Origin of the sequence: Frigoribacterium sp. VKM Ac-1396 (genome assembly GCF_015350895.1) — a bacterium.
Lineage (GTDB): Bacteria > Actinomycetota > Actinomycetes > Actinomycetales > Microbacteriaceae > Frigoribacterium.
Map to the genome: position 1 here is coordinate 1 of NZ_JADKSD010000003.1, position 20280 is coordinate 20280.

The following is a 20280-nucleotide window of genomic DNA, read 5'->3' on the forward strand; positions in this document are numbered from 1 at the left end:
AAGCCACAAGCAATGCCAGGGTATAATTTGGCATTTGACAATGTGCACGCTGTTGAGTTCTCAAGGACCAAACGCACCGGGGACCCAGCCTTGGAAGACTTTTGCCCTGGGCAGATGTATAACCTTTTTGCACTGTTCGACGATGTCGAGATCGTGCCGAAGTCCCTTGCGGAACGAGCCGTAACTCTACATCATCTTGTTCAGTGTTCGCAACTCGCTTGGTCCGAGGCTGTGAAGCAACTCGAGGACTTGGAAGCTGGTCCCGCTTGAGGCCGGAGGAGCTTCGCTCCGCCGCACCTTTGGGGTGACGAGTGATTACTTTACACACGACCTGGCGGGTGTGACCAAACCTCCGTGCATCCCGGGCGTGTCGCGGTCTGGAAGCCCGGAAGTACGGGGTTCTCAGCCCAACGGCAGAACGAGCACCGCCCCGAGCGAGACCGACGCGATGACAATCCAGGACGCCAGGCCGACGAGCACCGCGCGGCCACCGGTGCGGACGAGGGCCTCGAGGCGGATGCTCGACCCCAGGCCGACGAGTGCGAGCCCGAGCAGGACCGACTGGACCGTGCCCGCCGTCGCGAGCAGCGCCTCCGGAAGGGGGACCAGCGTTCGGACGAGCACCAGGGCCGCGAAGCCCGCGACGAAGAGCGGGACGACCGGCGGGCGTGCTCCGCCGTCGGCGCCCTGCCGGCGGACGACCGACGAGGTGATCGCGACGATCGGCGCGAGCATCAACACCCTCGTGAGCTTGACGATCACCGCGACCGCGAGTGCCGCGGCGCCGGCGGTCTGCGCGGTGGCCACCACCTGACCGACGTCGTGCACGCTCGCCCCCACCCAGGCACCGAACTCGAGCTCGGTCAGGCCGACCCACCCGCCGATCACGGGCAGGACCGCGATGGCGAGGGTGCCGAAGAGCGTGACGAGGGCGACGGGGGTCGCGGCGTCCTTGCCGCGGTCGCGCGTCACCGCGCTCATCGCCCCGACGGCCGAGGCTCCGCAGATCGAGAAGCCGGCGGCCAACAGGAGCGGCTGGTCGCCGGGGAGCCGGGCCCACCGGCCGAGCACGTAGGTGACTCCGAAGGTCAGCCCCAGGATCGCGACCACGGCGACGATCGTCACCCAGCCGAGGCCGGCGACGTCGACCAGGCTGAGCTGCAGACCGAGCAGGACGACCCCGATGCGCAGCAGACGTCTGGCCGCGAGGGTGAGTCCGGGCTTCCAGCTGCCGTCGAGTCGCGGGCGGAGGGGCCGGACCTGGGCCACGACGATGCCGAGCAGGACGCACCAGGTGAGCACCGGCACCGCCGGCAGCAGGAGGTGCAGCACCCAGGCCACCCCGTAGGCGGCCCCGGCGACGACGAGCCCCGGCACCGACTGCGCGCGCGAGGGCGAGGAGACGGCGGAGGGGCTCACCGGACGGGCCTAGACCCGGTTCTTGGCGGGGTTGATCAACGAACCGAGGCCCGAGATCGCGACCTCGACGGTCTGGCCCGACGTGAAGGGGCCGATGCCCGAGGGCGTGCCGGTCAGGATGACGTCGCCGGGCAGGAGCGTGAAGACCTCGGTGACGTACTCGATCAGCTCGGGGATCTTGTGGATCATCTGCATCGTCGACTCGCGCTGCATGACCTCACCGTCGACGCGGGTCTCGATCGTCGCGTCGGTCCAGTCGAACTCGTTCTCGATGTAGGGCCCGAGAGGCAGGAAGGTGTCGTAACCCTTCGCACGGGTCCACTGCCCGTCGGCGTTCTGCACGTCGCGGGCCGTGACGTCGTTGGCCACGGTGTAGCCGAACACCACGTCTTGGTAGTCCTCGGCCTTCACGCGCTTGGCGATCGAGCCGATGACGATGGCGAGCTCGCCCTCGAAGTCGACGCGCCCCACGTCGGGCGGCAACTGGATCGAGTCGCCGAAGCCGATCACCGTCGTGTTCGGCTTGAGGAACAGGATCGGGGCCTCGGGCGCGGACTGACCGAGCTCGTCGGCGTGGTCCTGGTAGTTCAGGCCGACGCCCACCACCTTGGAGCGCGGGATGACCGGCGCGAGCAGCTTCGCCTGCCGCAGCGACACGCGCTCGCCCGTGGTCTCGTACCCGCTGTACATCGGGTCGCCAGCGAGGACGATGAGCTCGCGCTCGTCGACGATGCCGTAACGGGGGTCTTCTCCGGGCGTGGCGAAACGGGCGATCTTCACGCGTCGAGCCTAGTCATCCAACCGTGGACGTCGGGACGGCGGCCGTACTGGATGTCGGTCAGCTCGTCACGCAGCGACATGGTCAGTTCGCCGCCGGACGCGGCGGGCGAACCGATGTGGATGCCCTCGCCCTTGAGCTCGGCGATGGGGACGACGACCGCGGCCGTGCCGCAGGCGAAGACCTCGACAATGTCGCCGGACTCGACGCCGTCACGCCATTCGTCGATCGTCACGCGTCGACGTTCGACCCGGTGGCCCCGCGCTTCGGCCAACTCGAGGATCGAGTCGCGCGTGATGCCCTCGAGGATCGAGTCGCTGTCGGGTGTGACGAGGGTGCCGTCCTTCTTCACGAGCACGACGTTCATGCCGCCGAGCTCTTCGATGTAGGCACTCTCGGACGAGTCGAGGAACAGCACCTGCTGGCAGCCGTTCTCGTACGCCTCTTGCTGCGGCAGCAACGACGACGCGTAGTTGCCGCCGGTCTTGGCGGCCCCGGTGCCGCCCTTGCCGGCGCGGGCGTAGTTCGTGGTGAGCCAGATCGAGACGGGAGAGACACCGCCGCTGAAGTAGGCCCCGGCCGGGCTCGCGATCACGTGGTACGACACCTCGTGCGCGGCCCGGACGCCGAGGAAGGCCTCGGTGGCGATCATGAACGGCCGCAGGTACAGGCTCGTCTCGGGCGCCGACGGCACCCAGTCGAGGTCGGCCCGCACGAGCTGGCGCACCGACTCGACGAAGTCGTCGGTGCTGAGCTCGGGCAGCGCGAGACGGCGGGCCGAGCGCTGCAGGCGACGACCGTTGGCGTCGGGCCGGAACGACCAGACCGAGCCGTCGGCGTGGCGGTAGGCCTTCATGCCCTCGAAGATCTCTTGGGCGTAGTGCAGCACCGAGGCGGACGGGTCGAGCTGCAGCGGTCCGTACGGGTGCACGGACGCCGCGTGCCACCCGTCGGCGAGGGTCCACTCGATCGTGACCATGTGGTCGGTGAAGTGCTTGCCGAAGCCGGGGTCGCTGAGGATGGTCTCGCGTTCGGCGTCGTCGCGGGCCGTCTCGGACGGCGTCAGCTCGAACTGCAACGGGAAGTCGGCCGGGTCGTCGGTCGGGGCGGAGACGTGGTCGGTGGTGGTCATGATGCCCTTCAGGCGGAGGCAGACGGGGACGGGGTGCGGACGCGGTCGGCGATCGCCGAGCCGATCTCGGCGGTGCGGCGGGCCGGCAGCGACGCGTCGCGCGACGCCCGGTCGGCGATGTCGCCGTCGACGGCCCGGGTGACGCGGGCGGCCGCTTCGGGCAGGCCCAGGTGCTCGAGCAACAGCGCGACGGACAGGATCGCCGCCGTCGGGTCGGCCCTCTGCTGGCCGGCGATGTCGGGCGCCGAACCGTGCACCGGTTCGAACATGCTCGGGAAGGCCCCGTCGGGGTTGACGTTGCCCGAGGCCGCGAGGCCGATGCCGCCGCTGATGGCGCCGGCGAGGTCGGTGAGGATGTCGCCGAAGAGGTTGTCGGTGACGATGACGTCGAACCGGGCCGGGTCGACGACCAGGTGGATGGTGGCCGCGTCGACGTGCTGGTAGTCGACCGTCACGTCGGGGTACTCGGTCGCGACGGCGTCGACGGTGCGCTGCCAGAGGCTGCCCGAGAACACGAGCACGTTGGTCTTGTGCACCAGGGTCAGTCGACCCCGGCGGCTGCGGGCCTCCTCGAAGGCGAACCGCACGACGCGCTCGACGCCGTAGGCCGTGTTGACGCTGACCTCGTTCGCGATCTCGTGCGGCGTGCCCTGCCGCAGCGCGCCTCCGTTGCCGACGTAGGGCCCCTCGGTGCCCTCGCGGACGACGACGAAGTCGACCTCGCCGGGCGAGGAGAGCGGCGACGGCACGCCCGGGTACACCTTGGTCGGCCGCAGGTTCACGTAGTGGTCGAGCGCGAAACGCAGCTTCAGCAGCAGACCGCGCTCGATGATGCCCCCGGCCAGGCGGGGGTCGCGCGGGTCGCCCCCCACGGCACCGAGCAGGATCGCGTCGTGCGACGCCACGGCCGCCAGGTCGGCGTCGGTGAGGATGTCGCCCGTCTCGAGGTAGCGGGTGGCACCGAGCGAGAACGTCGTCACGTCGAACGTCGCGTCGTCACCTGCCGCGACCTCGAGCACCTTCAGCGCCTCGGCGACGACCTCGGGGCCGATGCCGTCTCCGGGGATGGCGGCGAGTCTGACGGTGCGGGGCATGGTTCTCCTGGCGTCTCGGGGGGCTCGCCACACTTTACCCGCGGCCACGGCGGCCGCGGGGCCCGGAGGGACGTGCCGGTCCACCCGTGCCGGGGTGGCCCGGTCGACGCGAACCGCGGTGGCCGGTCGGCCCGGGACCGGGGCGTGCCGGTCGACGCGGGGCCTCAGTCGGCCGAGGAGGCGCGGCGCAGGGTCGTGAGCGCGACCACCACCGCGGCGACCATCACCAGTGCCCCGACGCCGGCCGTGACGACGAGCCCCTGGTCGAAGGCGTCGGTCGCGGCGTGCAGGAGGGACGTCGCGAGGTCGTCGGGCAGCCCGGACGAGACCACCACCGCGCCTCCCAGGGTCTCTCGGGCGGCCTCGCCGACCTCGGTCGGCACCCCCTCCGGCACGACCAGGGCTCCGCGGTAGATCGCGGTCAGCATGCTGCCGAGCACGGCGGTGCCGAGCACGGCACCGACCTCGTAGGCGGTCTCGGACACCGCCGAGGCCGCCCCCGCCCGGTTCGGCGGCACGGCCGCGATGATGAGGTCGTTCGAGATCGTCTCGGCCGCTCCGACGCCGAGACCGACGAAGGCGAAGGCCACGACGAAGACGACGACCGGGGCTCCGGCACCGGTCGCGAAGACCGCCGCGTAGGCCAGGGCGGCCGACGCCAGACCGATCGCGACGATGGTGCGCGGGCGCAGCCATCGGACGACCCGCACGACGCCGAGGCCGGCGAGGATCATGACGACGAGGCCGGGGACGAGCGTCATCGCGGCCTGCAGCGGACGCAGTCCGACGACGAGCTGCAGGTGCTGGGTCGTGAAGAACAAGAAGGCCACGAGCGCCACGACGGCGAGAAGGTTGACCATCACCGACCCGGCGAACACGGGGTTGGTGAAGAGGCGCACGTCGAGCAACGGGCGGGGGCGGGCGAGCTGACGGCGGACGAACAGCCAGCCCGAGCCGACGCCGACCACCGCCAGCACGACGACCGGCCAGACGAGGCCGTCCGTCGCGAGCAGCTTGATCGCCGCGACGACCGGTGCCATCGCCGCCAGCGAGAGCACGACCGACAGCGGGTCGGCCGGCCCGGGGTCGGGGTCGCGGCTCTCGGTCAGCAGCAGCGGGCCCGCGATCACGAGCGGAACGAGCACGGGCACGGCGATGAGGAAGACCGAGCCCCAGGCGAAGTGCTCGAGCAGCACGCCGCCGACGATCGGCCCCAGGGCGGACCCTGCGGCGAATCCCGACGCCCAGACGGCGATGGCGAGGCGACGCTGTTCGCGGTCGAGGAAGGTGCTGCGCAGCAGCGACAGCGTCGCCGGCATGATCATGGCCCCGAAGAAGCCCAGCACGGCGCGGGCGGCGATCAACTGCTCGGCGCTGGTCGAGAAGGCCGCGAGCACCGAGACGACGGCGAAGCCGCTCGCCCCGATGAGCAGCAGCTTGCGACGACCGAAGCGGTCGCCCATCGACCCCATCGCCACCAGCAGGCCGGCCAGGACGAGCGAGTACACGTCGACGATCCAGAGCTGCCCCGCGGCGCTCGGCTGCAGGGCGGTCGAGATCTCGGGCAGGGCGAAGCTCAGCACCGTGTTGTCGACCGACACGAGCAGCACCGGCAGCATCAGGACGACCAGTGCGGCCCACTGTCGCCGCCCGGCGCGGGGCGGGACGCCGGTCGGGGTGGTGGTCGGGACGGGGACGGGGCGGGTCATGGTGCTCTCTCGAGATCGGTCCGGTGGGGTGCCTGGCGGGACGGTCGGCTGGTGGGCGCCGCGTGCGCCGACCGCCCGCCGGGGGCAGGAGGCGCGGGCGCTGACCGTCCGGACGGTACAGTTACACCGTCCAGACGGTACAGTAACAGAATGAGTCCCCGACCGTCAGCCCGAGGATCGATGCTCGACACGTTCGAGACGCTCGTCGTCGACGAGGGCGAGCGCGCCGCGACCTTCGACGCCGTGGCCGCCGCCGCCGGCGTCTCGAAGGGCGGCCTGCTGTACCACTTCCCGACGCGGGAGGCCCTGGTCGACGGCCTCGTCGACCGGCTCACGACCCTGCTCGACGACGACGTGGCCGCGATGACCAGCGCGCCGGAGGGGGTCGTCGACTACTTCGTCCGCACGTCGTCACCGGCCACCATCCCCGCCGACGACCCGCTCGACCGCTGCATCACAGCCGTCTCGAACCTGGCGGCCAGCGGCCGACACCCGCGAGCCCTCGAGGCCCTGACCGCGATGCAGGCCCGCTGGCACCAGGTCGTGCTCGACGCCGTCGGCGACCCCGCGGTCGCCCGGGTGGTGTCGCTCGTGTCGGACGGGCTCTACTTCACGCCGCGACCGTTCTCACCGGTGGACTCGGGTGGCGACCCGCGGCACGACGCGTCGATCGACGACGTCATCGCCGTGCTGCAGCGGCTCGTGCCGCGGAGCTGACCCGTGCCTCCTGCAGGCCCGGCCCGCCCGACGCCTCGCGAGAGCCGAGACCCCTGCTGACGAGGGGGCTCCTTGTGGGCTTCTCGTGCCCTCGGCGGTCAGACGGCGACGATGCAGGCGGGACTGCCGGTCGTGAACAGGTCGACGGGGGCACCGGGCAGGCCGGTCGCGTCGTCGAGGGGCAGCACCGAGACGGTGTCGGACCCCTGGTTGGCGCAGTAGAGCAGCCCGTCGGCGATGGCGAAGTGGCGGGGCCACGCACCACCGCAGGGCACCTGGCCGACCAGGCGGAGCCGCGAGGGCTCGGCACCGTCCGAGCCGCCCTCGGCGTCGACCGACGCCTCGAGCACGCTGATCGTGTCGCGGCCCCGGGTGGCGACGTACACGCGCGAGCCGTGCACGGCGAGGTGCGACGGGAGGTCGCCCTGCTCGTTCGGCTCGCCCTCGACGACGGGGACCGAGTACGCGACGACGAGCTCGTCACCCTGACGACGGACCACGTACAGGCGCGCGTCGAGCTCGCCCACGACGAGCAGGTCGTCGCCGAGCCGGTCGAGGTGCCTGGGGCCCGAACCGGCGGGCATCGGGTGGACGGCGACGACCGACGGCTCGAGCGTCACGGTGTCGACGGCGATCTCGATCAGCCGGTCCGTGCCCAGGTCGCTGACGAGGTGCGTGCCCCACGGGGTCGGCACGATCTGGTGGGCGTGCGGCCCGCCCTGACGGTCGGCGACCGGGCCCGAACCCGCCGGGAGCGCCACCGTCGCGGTGACGCGTGCGGGGTCGGTGGCCTCGGAGCTCAGCACGCCGAAGGTGCCGCCGACGTAGTTCGCCACGAGCAGCGCGTTCGAAGCCCGGTCGTGCGCGATGTGGCACGGCGACGCCCCACCGGAGGCGGCGACGCCGGCCTCGACCAGCCGGCCGGCCGCGATCGTGTACGACAGCACGCGCCCCTCGGTCGTCTCGGCGACGGCGTGCAGCGCCCCCTCGGTGACGACGAGGAACGACGGGTCGTCGGCCTCGACGACCTGCCCGGCCTGCCAGCGCCCGTCGGATCGCGAGCGCTCGAGCACCGTGATGCCGGTGCCGTGGCCGCCGCTGACCGCCGTGTACGACCCGACGTAGAGCCGCTGCGGGGCGTCCGCCCGGGCGTCGGTCACGACCGGCCCGTGCCGAGGTCGTCGCCGGCAGCGATGCGCTCGTGGTGGTGGATCACCTCGGCGACGATGAAGTTCAAGAACGACTCGGCGAAGGCCGGGTCGAGCTGGGCCTCTTCGGCCAGGCGGCGCAAGCGCTGGATCTGCACGCGCTCGCGCTCGGGATCGCTGGCCGGCATGCCCGCCGCCGCCTTGAGCAGGCCCACGGACTGCGTGTACTTGAACCGCTCGGCGAGCATGTGCACGAGCGCGGCGTCGATGTTGTCGATGCTCTGACGGATGCCCGAGAGCTCGTCGATCGCGCCCTGGTCGGCCGAGCTGAGGGGGCTGTCCGCCCCGAGAGGACTGTCGAGTGCCATGCACCGACCCTATCGGCGACCCCGGCGACGGGGCCGCCGACGGACCGCCCACGGACGAAGGAGGCGCGTCCCGCTCTCGCAGGACGCGCCTCCTTCTCGGCCGGGCCGGCCGGGCGTGGTCAGTCGACCAGCGTCAGCGTGACCTCGACGTTGCCGCGCGTGGCGTTCGAGTACGGGCACACGTGGTGCGCCGCGTCGGCGAGCTCTTGACGACGCTCGGGCTCGACGTTCGGCGTGTAGATGTCGAGTTCGACGGCGAGGCCGAACCCGCCCTCGCCGTTGCCGCCGATGCCGACGCTCGCCGAGACCTCGGCGCCGGTGGTGTCGACGCCGAGCTTCTTGCCCGCGCCGTGCATGGCGCTGAGGAAGCAGGCGGCGAAGCCCGCGGCGAACAGCTGCTCGGGGTTGGTGCCCTCGCCCGAACCGCCCAGCTCTTTCGGCGGACGCGTGTCGAAGTCGAGTCGGTCGTCTTCGCTGCGGACGTGGCCGTCACGACCCCCGCCGGTGGCGTGGGCGATGGCGGTGTAGGCGATGTCGAGTGTCATGAGGAGAAGACCATACCTAGATTCTGGGAGTTGGCTCGGTGGCGGGTGTGTGTGGTAGCGCGGCTCAGCCGAGCAGGTCGTGACGCTGCACGATGGCGTCGCGGCCGGGGCCGACGCCGATGGCCGAGATGCGGGCGCCGCTCATCGCCTCGACGGCGAGCACGTAGTCTCGGGCGGCCTTCGGCAGGTCGTCGAACTCGCGCGCACCGGTGATGTCTTCGCTCCAGCCGGGGAACTCCTCGTAGATCGGCGTCGCGTGGTGGAAGTCGCTCTGCGAGACGGGCACCTCGTCGTGACGGACGCCGTCGACGTCGTACGCCACGCAGACCGGGATCGTCTCGAGGCCGGTCAGCACGTCGAGCTTGGTGAGCACGAAGTCGGTGACGCCGTTGATGCGGGCCGTGTAGCGCGCGATGGGGGCGTCGTACCACCCGCAGCGGCGCGGGCGACCCGTGGTCGTGCCGAACTCGAAGCCGTTGGCCCGCAAGAACTCACCCGAGGCGTCGAACAGCTCGGTCGGGAACGGACCGGCACCGACGCGAGTCGTGTACGCCTTGACGATGCCGATGACCCGCTCGATGCGGCCCGGGCCGATGCCCGAACCGGTCGAGGCCCCGCCGGCGGTCGCCGACGACGAGGTGACGAACGGGTACGTGCCGTGGTCGACGTCGAGCATGGTCGCCTGACCCGCCTCGAACAGCACGGTCTTGTCGGCCTCGAGCGCCTGGTGGATCTCGAGCGCGGTGTCGGCGACCATCGGCTTGAGGCGCTCGGCGTACGACAGCAGCGACTCGACGACCTCGTCGACCTCGATCGCGCGGCGGTTGTAGATCTTGACCAGCAGGTGGTTCTTCTGGTCGAGGGCCGCCTCGACCTTCTGTCGCAGGATGCCCTCGTCGAAGATGTCTTGCACGCGGATGCCGACGCGGTTGATCTTGTCGGCGTAGGTCGGGCCGATGCCGCGACCCGTCGTGCCGATCTGGCGCTTGCCCAGGAACCGCTCGGTCACCTTGTCGAGGGTGCGGTGGTAGTGCGTGATGACGTGCGCGTTGGCGCTGACCCGCAGCCGCGAGACGTCGATGCCGCGGGCGATCAGCGCGTCGAGCTCGTCGAAGAGCACCTCGATGTCGACGACGACGCCGTTGCCGATGACGGGCGTGACGCCGGGCGAGAGGATGCCGGAGGGCAGCAGGTGCAGCGCGTACTTCTGGTCGCCGATCACCACCGTGTGGCCCGCGTTGTTGCCGCCGTTGAACTTCACGACGTAGTCGATGCGGCTCGACAACAGGTCGGTGGCCTTGCCCTTGCCCTCGTCGCCCCACTGGGCTCCGATGATCACCACTGCTGGCACGGGTTTCTCCTCACGTCGGGGGAACGCACCGGGTGAGGTGCACTTGAGTCTACCGGCAGCCGCGTCCGGCCCGCCCGGTGGCGGTCGCGGGACGCACGCCGAGGAGGCGCGGCGCCGGTCTCGAGGACCCGCGCCGCGCCTCCTGGGCTCGCGTCTCAGCCCCGGGGCAGCGCCGCGAGGCGCTCGACGGTCGCGTGCGCCCCGTCGGCGATCAGCTGGTCGAGGGCGTCGAGGTACGCGGAGGTGAAGCGATCGTCGTCGACGAGGTCGCCGAAGACCTCGCGGTCGCGGAGGAAGGCCAGCCGGTCGTCTCGCTGGGTCAGCGCCGCCGCGGTCAGCCGGTCCGCGAGCCGGTCGACGATGGTGATCGGGTCGCCCTGCTCGTCGACCGCCTCGGCGTACCTCGCCCAGCTGGCCACGATCGCCGCGGACCGCCGCACGTCGCCGCCGGCCGCGAGGTTCTCGCGCACGACGGGCAGCAGCCACTTGGGGATGCGGTCGCTCGACTCGGCGCACAGGCGCGCCAGGGTGTCACGCACCTCGGGGTTCTGGAACCGCTCGATCAGGGTCGCCTTGTAGTCGTCGAGGTCGATGCCGGGCACCTCGGGCAGCGTGGGCGTGGCCTCGAGGTCCATGTAGTCCCGCAGGAAGCCCGCGATCGCCGGGTCGGTCGTGGCCTCGTGCGCGTAGCGGTACCCCGAGAGGTAGCCGAAGTAGCAGAGCCCCTGGTGGCTGGCGTTGAGCAGGCGCAGCTTCATGAACTCGTAGGGCTCGACGTCGTCGACCAGCTGCACGTCGGCGTCCTCGTACGGCGGCCGCCCGAGGGGGAAGTCGTCTTCGAGCACCCACTGGAAGAACGGCTCGGCGACGACGGGCCAGGCGTCGTCGATGCCGAGGCCCTCGCGCACCTCGGCACGGTCGTCGTCGCTCGTGACCGGGGTGATGCGGTCGACCATGCAGTTCGGGAACGAGACGGACTCGCGCATCCACGTCGCCAGCTCGGGGTCGACGAGTGCGGCGTAGGCCGAGAACATCTTCTTCGCCACGTGCCCGTTGCCGGGGATGTTGTCGCACGACATCACCGTGAACGGCTCGATGCCTCGCTCACGACGACGCTGCAGGGCCGCCGTCACGAGGCCGAAGGTCGTGTGCGGGGAGCCGCCCGCCGCGACCGCCTCGAGGTCGGAGCGGACGGCGGGGTTCGTCTCGTCGAACTCGCCCGTGACGTGGTGGAAGTTGTACCCGCCCTCGGTCACGGTGAGCGACACGATCCTCGTCTCGGGCGAGGCCATCTTCTCGACGACGCCCTCGGGGTCGTCGACCGCGAGCAGGTACTCGACGATGCTGCCGATCACCCGGGCCTCACGGCGCCCGTCGGGGTGCTTCAGGACGAGCGTGTAGAGGCCGCCCTGGGCGTCCATCACCTCTTTCATGCGGCGGTCCTGCTCGAGCACGCCGACTCCGCAGATCGCGAAGTCCCGGGCCTCGCCCGCGGCGAGCAGACGGTCGATCACCATCGCCTGGTGCGCGCGGTGGAACCCGCCGACGCCGAAGTGGACGATGCCGGCCGTGAGGCCGGTGCGGTCGTAGCCCGGCACGGCGACGCCGGTGGTGGCGACCGCGTCGAGCGTGTCGGGCGACAGCACGACGGGGGTGACGGGGGCGTGGGTGTCGGTCATGAGGTTCTCCTGACGTGGTGCGGGCGGTGCGGGCGGTGCCGACGGCCGGTCGGCGGTGACGAGGGGGCGCGGGTCATTTGACGGCGCCGAGCGAGAGCCCTTGGACGAGCTTGTCCTGAGCGGCGAAGCCGGCGACGAGCACCGGGAACGACACGGCGACGGCGGCGGCGCAGACCTGGGCGAGGAACAACCCCTGACTCGTGACGAAGCTCGTGAGGAACACCGGGGCCGTGAACGCCTGCGTGCTGGTCAGCACGCTGGCGAACAGCAGCTCGTTCCAGCTGAAGATGAAGCAGATCAGGGCTGTGGCGGCCAGTCCGGGGCCCGAGATGGGCACGATGATGCGGCGGAAGATCGAGGGCAGGCTCGCTCCGTCTATCGCCGCGGCCTCGAGGATCTCGACGGGGATCTCGGACAGGAACGACCGCAGCATCCAGATCGCGATCGGCAGGTTCATCGACGTGTACAGCACGATCAGCAGCCCGACGCTGTCGAGGGCGCCGAGGCGGGACGCGATCAGGTAGATCGGAAGCAGCCCGGCCACCATCGGCAGCATCTTCGTCGAGAGGAAGAAGAACATCACGTCGGACCACTTCTGCACGGGCCGGATGCTCAGCGCGTACGCGGCCGGGAGGGCCAACACGAGCACCAGCAGCGTCGACAGGATCGACGCCGACGCGCTGTTGATGAGCGGCGGCCAGGGGCTGGCCCCCGAGTTCGCCCCGAAGAAGTTCGCGTAGCCGTCGAGCGTCAACGGCGCGAGGATCGAGGGGGGATTGGTCGCGGCGTCGGTCTCGCTGTGCAGGCTGGTCAGGACCATCCAGGCGACGGGCGCGAAGAACGCGAGGCCGACGAGCCAGGCGACGAGTCCGAGCACGGCGCTGCCGGCCCGGCCGCGGCGACTGCGGCCGGCCAGCACGCCGGGAGCCGAGGAGGCGCGGGTCGGCCGGGACCTCCGGGGCACCACGGTCGCGGGTCGGTCCAGGGTCGGTGCGGTCATCGGTTCTCCTCCTTGAGAAGCGTGGAGACGCTGCGCAGGGCGAAGGTCGCGATGACGATCGTCCCGATCACGACGACCACACCGGCAGCCGAGGCCGCGCCGTAGTCGTGCGCCTGGAAGAACTGCTGGTAGATCGTGTAGGGCAGGTTCGCGGTGCCGAGTCCGCCCGAGGTGATGGTGAACACGGCGTCGAAGTTCTGGACGATGTAGATCGAACCGAGCAGGGCCGCGAGCTCGAGGTAGCGACGCATGTGCGGCAACGTCATGAAGCGGAACACCTGCCACCCGGACGCCCCGTCGACCCGGGCGGCCTCGATGACGTCGAGGGGGCGGCTCTGCAGCCCGGCCAGCAGGATCAGCATCATGAACGGCGTCCACTGCCAGATCAGCGCGGCCTCGACCGCGATCAGCGGGTTGTTCGTGATCCAGTCCGGTTGCGGGGCCGTGGCCCCGAAGAGACCGAAGAACCAGGTCAGCGCACCGTTGAACAAGCCGTACTCGGGGTTGAACAGGGCGTGCTTCCAGACGAGCGCCGCCGCGACGGGCACGACGAGGAACGGCGCGATCATGATCGTCCTCACCACGCCACGACCGAAGAAGCTGCGGTCGAGCAGCATCGCGACGACCATCCCGAGCACCAGGCTCACGAGCACGACGGTCACGGTCAGGACGATCGTCGTCACGACCGATGCCCTCATGTTGGCGTCGGTGAAGACGTTCACGTAGTTCTGGAGGCCGCCGAAGGCGACGTCGTTCGGGTACAGCGAGTTCCAGCTGACGAACGACACGATGATCGTGATGACGAACGGCACCTGCGTGACGGCGATCACGAAGATCAGGGCGGGCAGCAGCGGGGCCCGGCGGGCCCACGCCCCGGCCCTGGCCAGGGCTGCCGCATCCTTGCGAGGGGTGCGGAAGCCCGGGGCCGAGGGCCGGGGCTCGTGTGGAGCCGGTGCTTCGACGGTGGCGGTCATGGCTACTCCTGGTACTTCTCGCTGACCTTCTCGGCCAGTCCCTGCCCGGTGGACAGCGCCTCCTCGACGGTCTGCTGGCCGGCGATCGCGGCACTCACGTCCTGCGAGACCTGAGTGGCCATGTCGGCGAACTCGGGCACGGCGACGAACTGGATGCCGGGTGCCGGGCGGGGCTGCACACCGGGGTTGTCGGGGTCGACGCTCGTGATCGCGTCCTCGGTCTGCTGGTAGAAGGGCGCGGCAGCGGCCTGGTAGTCAGGGTTGTCGTAGGTGCTGGCCCGCTTGCCGGCCGGGACGCTCGACCAGCCGATCTTCTCGGCGACGAGCTCTTCGTACTCCTTGCTCGAAGCCCACTCGACGAACTTCGCGGCGGCGTCCTGGTTCTTGCCTGCCTTCTGGATTCCCCAGGCCCAGGTGTAGAGCCAGCCCGAGCTGTCGGTCTCGACGACCGGCGCGGCGGCGTAGCCGATCTTGCCCTTCACGGGCGAGTCGTCGGCCTCGAGGCTGCCGGCGGCGCTGGTGGCGTCGTACCACATGGCGACCTTGCCCTGCTGCAGGTTGTTGAGGCACTCGGTGAAGCCGGCCTGCGGGGCGCCGGACTCGCCGTGTTCCTGGACGAGCTTGACGTAGAAGTCGACCGCCGCGGCGAACTCCGGGCTGTCGACCTGGGCGTCCCAGTCCTCGTCGAACCAGGTGCCACCGAACGTGTTCACCACCGTGGTCAACGGGGCGAAGATCTGCCCCCAGCCGGGCTGGCCGCGCAGGCAGATGCCCTTCATGCCGTCCTCGACGCCGTCCACCTGTGCGGCGAGGTCGGCGACCTCTTGCCAGGTGGGGTTCTCGGGCATCGTCACGCCGGCCTTCTCGAAGACGTCGGTGCGGTACATGAGGAACGACGACTCGCCGTAGAAGGGCTCGGCGTAGAGCTTGCCGTCCTCCCCCGTCAGCGCCTTCGTCATGGGCTCGAGGATGTCGCTCTGGTCGAAGTCGCTCGACGCCGCGACGGTGTCGTCGAGGGGCGTGAGCCACCCGTTCGCCGAGTAGCTCGGCACCTCGTAGTTGCTCAGCGACGCGACGTCGTACTGACCTGCCTGGCTCGAGAACTCCTGGCTGATCTTGGCCCGGACGTCGTTCTCGGGCAGGACCGTGTAGTTGACCTCGATGCCGGTGTCCTTCGTGAACGAGTCGGCGGTCAGCTTCTGCAGGTCGATCATCTGCGGGTTGTTGACCATCAGCACGTTGACCTCTTGGTCACCGCCGGACGCCGACGAGCCGCCGGCCCCTCCGCAGGCGCTGAGCCCGAGGGCTGCTGCGACGCCCACCGACATCGCGATCGTGAGCTTGCTGGCTCGGTTGACTGATCTCACGGGACCTCCATTGGTCGTGATCGAGCGGTGCGTCGGCGAGGCGATGATCGGCGCTCAGATGAGCGCGCCTCCTCAGATGTGCAGGAGTCTGACATGCGCTCGACAGATGTGCAAGGGGGCTCAGATGAGACAGAATGAGCACCACCTCGAGAAAGCAGCCCCATGGAGCGTCACGTGCCCGGCCCCGACCGCGATCAGCGGATCCTGATGGCCGACCTGGCTCGCGCCTACTACGTGGACGACCGTTCGAAGGTCGACCTCGCGGCCCGGTTCGGCCTCAGCCGGTTCCAGGTCGCGAAACTGCTGCGCAGCGCCCGCGACCACGGCGTCGTCTCGATCGAGATCAACGACCCACGACGCCCGTCGCGCGACGACGACCTCGCCCGCCTGCTCGGCATCGAACGCGTCCAGGTCGTCGACGTCACCGGGACGACCGGGCAGCAGGCAGGAGAACGCATCGGGATCGCCGTCATGGCGGCACTGACCCACACCTTGCGCCCCCGGACCACCGTGGGCATCTCGTGGTCGCGCACGATGGACCTCGCCGCACGATCGATGCCCGACCTCCCTCCGTGCACGATCGTCCAGTTGGCCGGCGCCCTGCAGGTGGTCGGGTCGGGCACCCTGCCCCAGGTGATCGGCACCCTGGGCTCCTCGCCCGAGATCACCACCATGCCGATCCACGCCCCGCTGGTCGTCGACAAGGCCTCGACCGCCCGCGATCTGATGCGACAGCCCGAGATCGCCGAGGCACTCGAACGGGCCGACCACCTCGACCTGGCCGTGGTCGCCGTGGGCGGCTGGCGGCGCGGCGAATCGAGCGTCTGGGAGAAGGTCGGGGCCGCCGACCGTGACGAGGCCGACGCCGCCGGAGCCGTCGGCGAGATCTCGGGTCGACTCTTCGACGCCGCGGGCCGACCGGTGACCACGTCCCTCGACGACCGACTGATCGGCGTCCGGTTCGACCAGCTGGCCCGCACCCCGCAGGTGATCGCGGTCGCGCACGGGGCCGGCCGGGCCGAGGCCGTCGTCGCGTCGGCCCACGCCGGATTCGTCACGCACCTGATCGTGGACACTACGCTTGCCGAGGCGCTGATCGAGCTGCTCGATCCCACCCCGTGAACGCCTGCGCGCATCGACCGCGATGCCACTGATCCGAGACTCGAAGAGGAGTTGCCCGTGACGACAGAACAGACCCCCACCACGACCCTGGTGGCCGGAGTGGACTCGTCCACGCAGAGTTGCAAGGTCGTCGTCCGTGACCTCTCGACGGGCGAACTCGTCCGACAGGGGTCGGCCAAGCACCCCGGAGGCACCGAGGTGCCCCCGGCCGCCTGGTGGGAGGCGCTGCTCACGGCGATCGAGGACGCCGGCGGTCTCGACGACGTCGCGGCCCTCTCGGTCGCCGGGCAGCAGCACGGGCTCGTCGCCCTCGACGCCGACGGCCGCGTCGTCCGCGACGCGCTGCTCTGGAACGACACCCGCAGCGCCCCGGCCGCCCGCGACCTGATCGCCGAGCTCGGCGCGGACGCCTGGGCCCGGCGCACGGGGTCGGTGCCCGTCGCCTCGTTCACCGCGACGAAGCTGCGCTGGCTGCGCGACGCCGAGCCCGAGGCCGCGGCGCGAGTCGCTGCGGTCGCCCTGCCGCACGACTGGCTGACCTGGCGCCTCCTCGGTTTCGGCCCCGCCGACGAGAGCCCGCTCGGTCCCGACCTCGACGCCCTGGTCACCGACCGCTCGGACGCCAGCGGCACCTCGTACTGGAGCCCCGCCGACGAGGGCTACGACCTCGACCTGTTCGAGCACGCCTTCGGTCGCGCGGCTCGCGAGGCCGTCGGCGCCCGGCAGGCCGGTGCCGACGCCGGTGCCGACGGGCTCGTCGTGTTGCCGCGCGTGCTGCAGGCCGACGTGGCCGCGGGCACGACCGTCGCGAACGGGGCGGTCCCGGCCGGCATCGTGGTGGGCGCCGGCGCGGGCGACAACGCCGGTGCCGCGCTCGGGCTCGACGCCACCGTCGGCGACCTCGTGATCAGCATCGGCACCAGCGGCACGGCGTTCGCGGTGACCGACCGGCCCGTCACCGACCCGAGCGGCACGGTGGCCGGCTTCGCCGACGCCGCCGGCGGCTACCTCCCGCTGATCGCCACGCTGAACGCCGCCCGCGTGCTGTCGTCGATCGGCGGACTGCTGGGCGTCGACCACGACGAGTTGTCCCGGCTCGCGCTCGCGGCCGAACCGGGCGCCGGTGGCGTCACGCTCGTGCCCTACTTCGAGGGCGAGCGCACCCCCGACCTGCCCGACGCCACGGCCACGCTCTCGGGCCTGACCCTCGCCGGCTCGACCCGCGAGAACCTGGCCCGGGCCGCCGTCGAGGGCATGCTGTCGGCCCTGGCCGACGGCGCCGCCGCGGTCCGCCGACAGGGGGTCGAGGCCAGCCGGGTGCTCATCATCGGCGGGGCCGCCCTGAACCCCGCGGTCCAGGCCGTCGCCCGCCAGGTGTTCGACCTGCCGGTCGTCGTGCCCGAACCCGGCGAGTACGTCGCCGACGGAGCGGCACGGCAGGCGGGCTGGGCCCTCTCGGGGACGCGACCGACCTGGGCTCCGGCGACCAGCGCCTCCTTCGAGTCCGACCTGCGACCCGCCGTCGGCGAGCGCTACCGGGCGGCGCAGGGGCTGGGTTCGCTGCCGCGACCGTGACCGGCGGCCACCGCGGCGCAGGAGGCGCGGGTGCCGCGAGGGGAACGGTCCGGGCAGGAGGCGCGGGGCGCGCCGCATAGGATCGGGCCATGCCCAGCGACCCGGCCAGCACGCGCACGACCATGGCCGAGGACTACCTCAAGGTCATCTGGAAGGCCGAGGAGTGGGCGGACGAGGCTGCCGACTCCGGCATCTCGACCAACGAGATCGCCGCCACCCTCGGGGTCAGCGCCTCGACCGTCTCGGGCAACCTGCGCAAGCTCGACCGCGACGGCTACCTCGACTACGAGCCCTACCGGCGCATCGCGCTCAGCGAGAAGGGTCGGGCCATCGCGGTCTCGATGGTCCGGCGGCACCGCCTGATCGAGACGTACCTCGTCGAACGGCTGGGTTACGGCTGGGACGAGGTCCACGACGAGGCCGAGGTGCTCGAGCACGCGGTCAGCGACCGGCTGCTCGACCGGTTCGACGTCGAGCTCGGGCACCCGACGGCCGACCCGCACGGCGACCCCATCCCGGCGGCCGACGGCACGGTCGTGCGACCGCCCGCCCACCCGCTGGGCGACTTCGTCGAGGGCGAGTGCGGCTTCGTCGTGCGCGTCTCGGACGACGAACCCGAACTGCTGCGCTACCTCAGCTCGCTCGACCTGCGGGTCGGCGCCCACGTGCGGGTCGGCGAGCGCCGCGACTACGCCGGATCGCTGCAGGTCGTCCTGACCGACGCCCACGACCGGGCGGTCGGCAGCGTCGAGCTGGCCGGGGTCGCCGCCGCGTCGGTGTGGGCGAACTCGGAGCCGCACACACACGCCTGAGCGCGGCGGGTGGTGCCGCCCGATTGCCTGCCTGCCTGCAGGTCTCGGCGCCTAGCCGCCACGAAATAAACAGTCCGCCACGCAATTCCGTGGCGGACCGTTTACTTCGTGGCGGGATGCGGGCCGGGGGCGCGGGCAGAGGAGGCGCGGCCGGGCCAGGAGGCGCGGCCGGGCCAGGAGGCGCGGCCGGGCCAGGAGGCGCGGCCGGGCCAGGAGGCGCGGCCGGGTCGGGAGGCGCGGACGGGTCAGGAGGCGCGGGCGGCGGAGGCCGGGTCGGCCAGCACCGACGCGAAGGCGAGCTCGGCGGCGCCGATGGTCAGACGGTCGGCACCGAGCGCAGCGCGGACGAGCCGGACGCCGTCTCGGGCGCCGGGCAGGGACTGCGAGCGGACCCGCTCGGCCAGGCGGTCGGGGTCGGCCGCGTGCAGCGACCCGAGGAACCCCCCGAGCACGATCAACTCGGGGTTGAACGCGTTGACGACGCCGCGCAGGGCGACGGCCAGGAAGTCGATCTGTCGTCGGACCTCGACCGCGACGGGCGACCCGGGCTCGGCACCGGCGAGCGCCGCGTCGAGCCGGTCGGCCTGACCGCGGTCGAGCCCGGTGACGGCGAGCAACCGGGCCTGACCGACCTCGGTCTCGAGGCACCCGACGGCTCCGCAGTGGCACACCCGACCGGCCGAGTTGACCAGGGTGTGGCCGATCTCGCCGGCGTAACCGCCGACGCCGGTCATGGGCCGGCCGCCGAGCAGGACCCCTCCGCCGACGCCACTGGCACCGCCGTTCAGGAAGACCAGGTCGTCGACGCCGCGGCCCGCCCCGAAGCGGCCCTCGGCGATCGCGCCGAGCGACGCGTCGTTGGCCGCCTCGGTGGGCAGCCCGGTGGCCGAGGCCAGCACGGCGGCGAACGGTTCGTCGACCCACCCGAGGTGCGGGGCGAGACGCACGACCCCCCCGGCGGCGTCGACCAGGCCCGGCACGGCGACCCCCACCCCGACCAGCCGCACGTCGGGCGCCAGCGTCGCTGCCCGGAGGTCGGCGATCACGGCGGCCGCGACGCGCGCGGCGTCGGACGCCGTCGGCACGTCGACGGTCTCGTGTCGCACCCGGTGCTGGACGGCGCCGTCGAGGCCGACCACGCCGACCGTGACGGCGTCGATCTCGGGGTTGACGGTCAGGGCGACGACCCGCGCGCTCGGGGTGACGACCGGGCTCGGGCGCCCGACCTTGTTGCTGCCGACGGGGTCGCTCTCGACGACGAGCCCGAGCTCGACCAGTTCACCGACCAGGGCCGCGATCGTCGACCGGTTGAGCCCGGTCGTCTGGGTCAGGGCCGACCGGGACGCGGGCCCGTCGACGTGGACGAGCGCGAGCACGGTCGCGAGGTTGGCCCGACGCACGCGGTCGAAGCGTGCCCCGAGGTCGGGCGACGGGGACGGCGTGGCGGTCGGCGCCGGCGTGGGGTCTGCCATCGTCTCGTGCCTCCTGGG

The 20280-nt window shown here is 71.6% G+C and carries 19 protein-coding genes; 5 read left to right on the plus strand and 14 right to left on the minus strand.

Going from position 1 to position 20280, the window contains the following annotated elements; all coding sequences use genetic code 11:
• Nucleotides 1-270 (plus strand): hypothetical protein (locus tag ITJ55_RS16055; RefSeq protein WP_228498509.1); only part of this gene is annotated, 270 nt, incomplete at its 5' end.
• A gap of 132 nt (nt 271-402) precedes the next feature.
• On the opposite strand, the gene ITJ55_RS12285 is transcribed toward ITJ55_RS16055, so the two are convergent.
• From ITJ55_RS12285 to ITJ55_RS12305, 5 genes are all read right to left on the minus strand, one after another.
• Nucleotides 403-1419: a putative sulfate exporter family transporter gene (locus tag ITJ55_RS12285; protein ID WP_194595666.1), complete on the minus strand. Its 1017-nt coding sequence runs from the start codon at nt 1417-1419 to the stop codon at nt 403-405.
• Between the two features lie 9 nt (nt 1420-1428).
• A complete protein-coding gene (locus ITJ55_RS12290; protein WP_194595667.1) occupies nt 1429-2199 on the minus strand; it encodes a fumarylacetoacetate hydrolase family protein in 771 nt (256 codons plus the stop codon).
• Entirely contained in the window at nt 2196-3329 is a 1134-nt protein-coding gene (locus ITJ55_RS12295; protein WP_194595668.1) for a branched-chain amino acid aminotransferase, read from the minus strand. Before ITJ55_RS12295 ends, ITJ55_RS12290 begins: the two co-directional genes overlap by 4 nt.
• 8 nt (nt 3330-3337) lie before the next feature.
• A complete protein-coding gene (locus ITJ55_RS12300; protein ID WP_194595669.1) occupies nt 3338-4423 on the minus strand; it encodes a 3-isopropylmalate dehydrogenase in 1086 nt (361 codons plus the stop codon).
• Between the two features lie 164 nt (nt 4424-4587).
• The gene (locus ITJ55_RS12305) at nt 4588-6132 is read right to left on the minus strand and encodes an MFS transporter (protein WP_194595670.1); all 1545 of its coding nucleotides are present in this window, start codon (nt 6130-6132) and stop codon (nt 4588-4590) included.
• 180 nt (nt 6133-6312) lie between these two features.
• Between ITJ55_RS12305 and ITJ55_RS12310 the strand changes: the two genes are divergently transcribed.
• On the plus strand, nt 6313-6849 hold the full coding sequence (locus ITJ55_RS12310; RefSeq protein ID WP_228498511.1) for a TetR/AcrR family transcriptional regulator: 537 nt from the start codon (nt 6313-6315) through the stop codon (nt 6847-6849).
• 98 nt (nt 6850-6947) lie between these two features.
• On the opposite strand, the gene ITJ55_RS12315 is transcribed toward ITJ55_RS12310, so the two are convergent.
• The 8 genes from ITJ55_RS12315 to ITJ55_RS12350 all read right to left on the minus strand — a co-directional run bounded on the left by ITJ55_RS12315 (nt 6948) and on the right by ITJ55_RS12350 (nt 15242).
• Nucleotides 6948-8009 carry a beta-propeller fold lactonase family protein gene (locus ITJ55_RS12315; RefSeq protein ID WP_194595672.1) on the minus strand — a complete coding sequence of 354 codons (1062 nt, stop codon included), beginning with the start codon at nt 8007-8009 and terminating at the stop codon, nt 6948-6950.
• Nucleotides 8006-8365 (minus strand): chorismate mutase, encoded by a 360-nt coding sequence (locus tag ITJ55_RS12320; protein WP_056260672.1) that lies wholly within the window; start codon nt 8363-8365, stop codon nt 8006-8008. The genes ITJ55_RS12315 and ITJ55_RS12320 overlap by 4 nt, the downstream gene beginning before the upstream one ends.
• A 119-nt stretch (nt 8366-8484) precedes the next feature.
• On the minus strand, nt 8485-8910 hold the full coding sequence (locus tag ITJ55_RS12325) for an organic hydroperoxide resistance protein (protein WP_194595673.1): 426 nt from the start codon (nt 8908-8910) through the stop codon (nt 8485-8487).
• A gap of 64 nt (nt 8911-8974) precedes the next feature.
• Nucleotides 8975-10261 (minus strand): adenylosuccinate synthase, encoded by a 1287-nt coding sequence (locus tag ITJ55_RS12330; RefSeq protein WP_194595674.1) that lies wholly within the window; start codon nt 10259-10261, stop codon nt 8975-8977.
• A 155-nt stretch (nt 10262-10416) separates the two neighbouring features.
• On the minus strand, nt 10417-11940 hold the full coding sequence (locus tag ITJ55_RS12335; protein ID WP_194595675.1) for a mannitol dehydrogenase family protein: 1524 nt from the start codon (nt 11938-11940) through the stop codon (nt 10417-10419).
• 73 nt (nt 11941-12013) lie between these two features.
• Nucleotides 12014-12940: a carbohydrate ABC transporter permease gene (locus ITJ55_RS12340; RefSeq protein WP_194595676.1), complete on the minus strand. Its 927-nt coding sequence runs from the start codon at nt 12938-12940 to the stop codon at nt 12014-12016.
• Complete coding sequence (locus tag ITJ55_RS12345; protein WP_194595677.1) at nt 12937-13914, minus strand: carbohydrate ABC transporter permease; 978 nt, start codon at nt 13912-13914, stop codon at nt 12937-12939. The genes ITJ55_RS12340 and ITJ55_RS12345 overlap by 4 nt, the downstream gene beginning before the upstream one ends.
• 2 nt (nt 13915-13916) lie before the next feature.
• Nucleotides 13917-15242 carry a sugar ABC transporter substrate-binding protein gene (locus tag ITJ55_RS12350; RefSeq protein ID WP_194596034.1) on the minus strand — a complete coding sequence of 442 codons (1326 nt, stop codon included), beginning with the start codon at nt 15240-15242 and terminating at the stop codon, nt 13917-13919.
• Nucleotides 15243-15443: 201 nt separating this feature from the next.
• Here ITJ55_RS12350 and ITJ55_RS12355 point away from each other — a divergent pair, with 201 nt between their 5' ends.
• The 3 genes from ITJ55_RS12355 to ITJ55_RS12365 all read left to right on the plus strand — a co-directional run bounded on the left by ITJ55_RS12355 (nt 15444) and on the right by ITJ55_RS12365 (nt 18790).
• Complete coding sequence (locus ITJ55_RS12355) at nt 15444-16403, plus strand: sugar-binding transcriptional regulator (protein WP_194595678.1); 960 nt, start codon at nt 15444-15446, stop codon at nt 16401-16403.
• 57 nt (nt 16404-16460) lie between these two features.
• Nucleotides 16461-17978, plus strand: a complete 1518-nt coding sequence (locus tag ITJ55_RS12360) for an FGGY family carbohydrate kinase (protein WP_194595679.1) — start codon at nt 16461-16463, stop codon at nt 17976-17978.
• Nucleotides 17979-18067: 89 nt separating this feature from the next.
• A complete protein-coding gene (locus ITJ55_RS12365) occupies nt 18068-18790 on the plus strand; it encodes a metal-dependent transcriptional regulator (RefSeq protein WP_194595680.1) in 723 nt (240 codons plus the stop codon).
• 245 nt (nt 18791-19035) lie between these two features.
• Here ITJ55_RS12365 and ITJ55_RS12370 read toward each other — a convergent pair whose 3' ends face one another.
• Entirely contained in the window at nt 19036-20262 is a 1227-nt protein-coding gene (locus tag ITJ55_RS12370) for an ROK family protein (protein WP_194595681.1), read from the minus strand.
• Between the last annotated feature and the right edge of the window lie 18 nt (nt 20263-20280).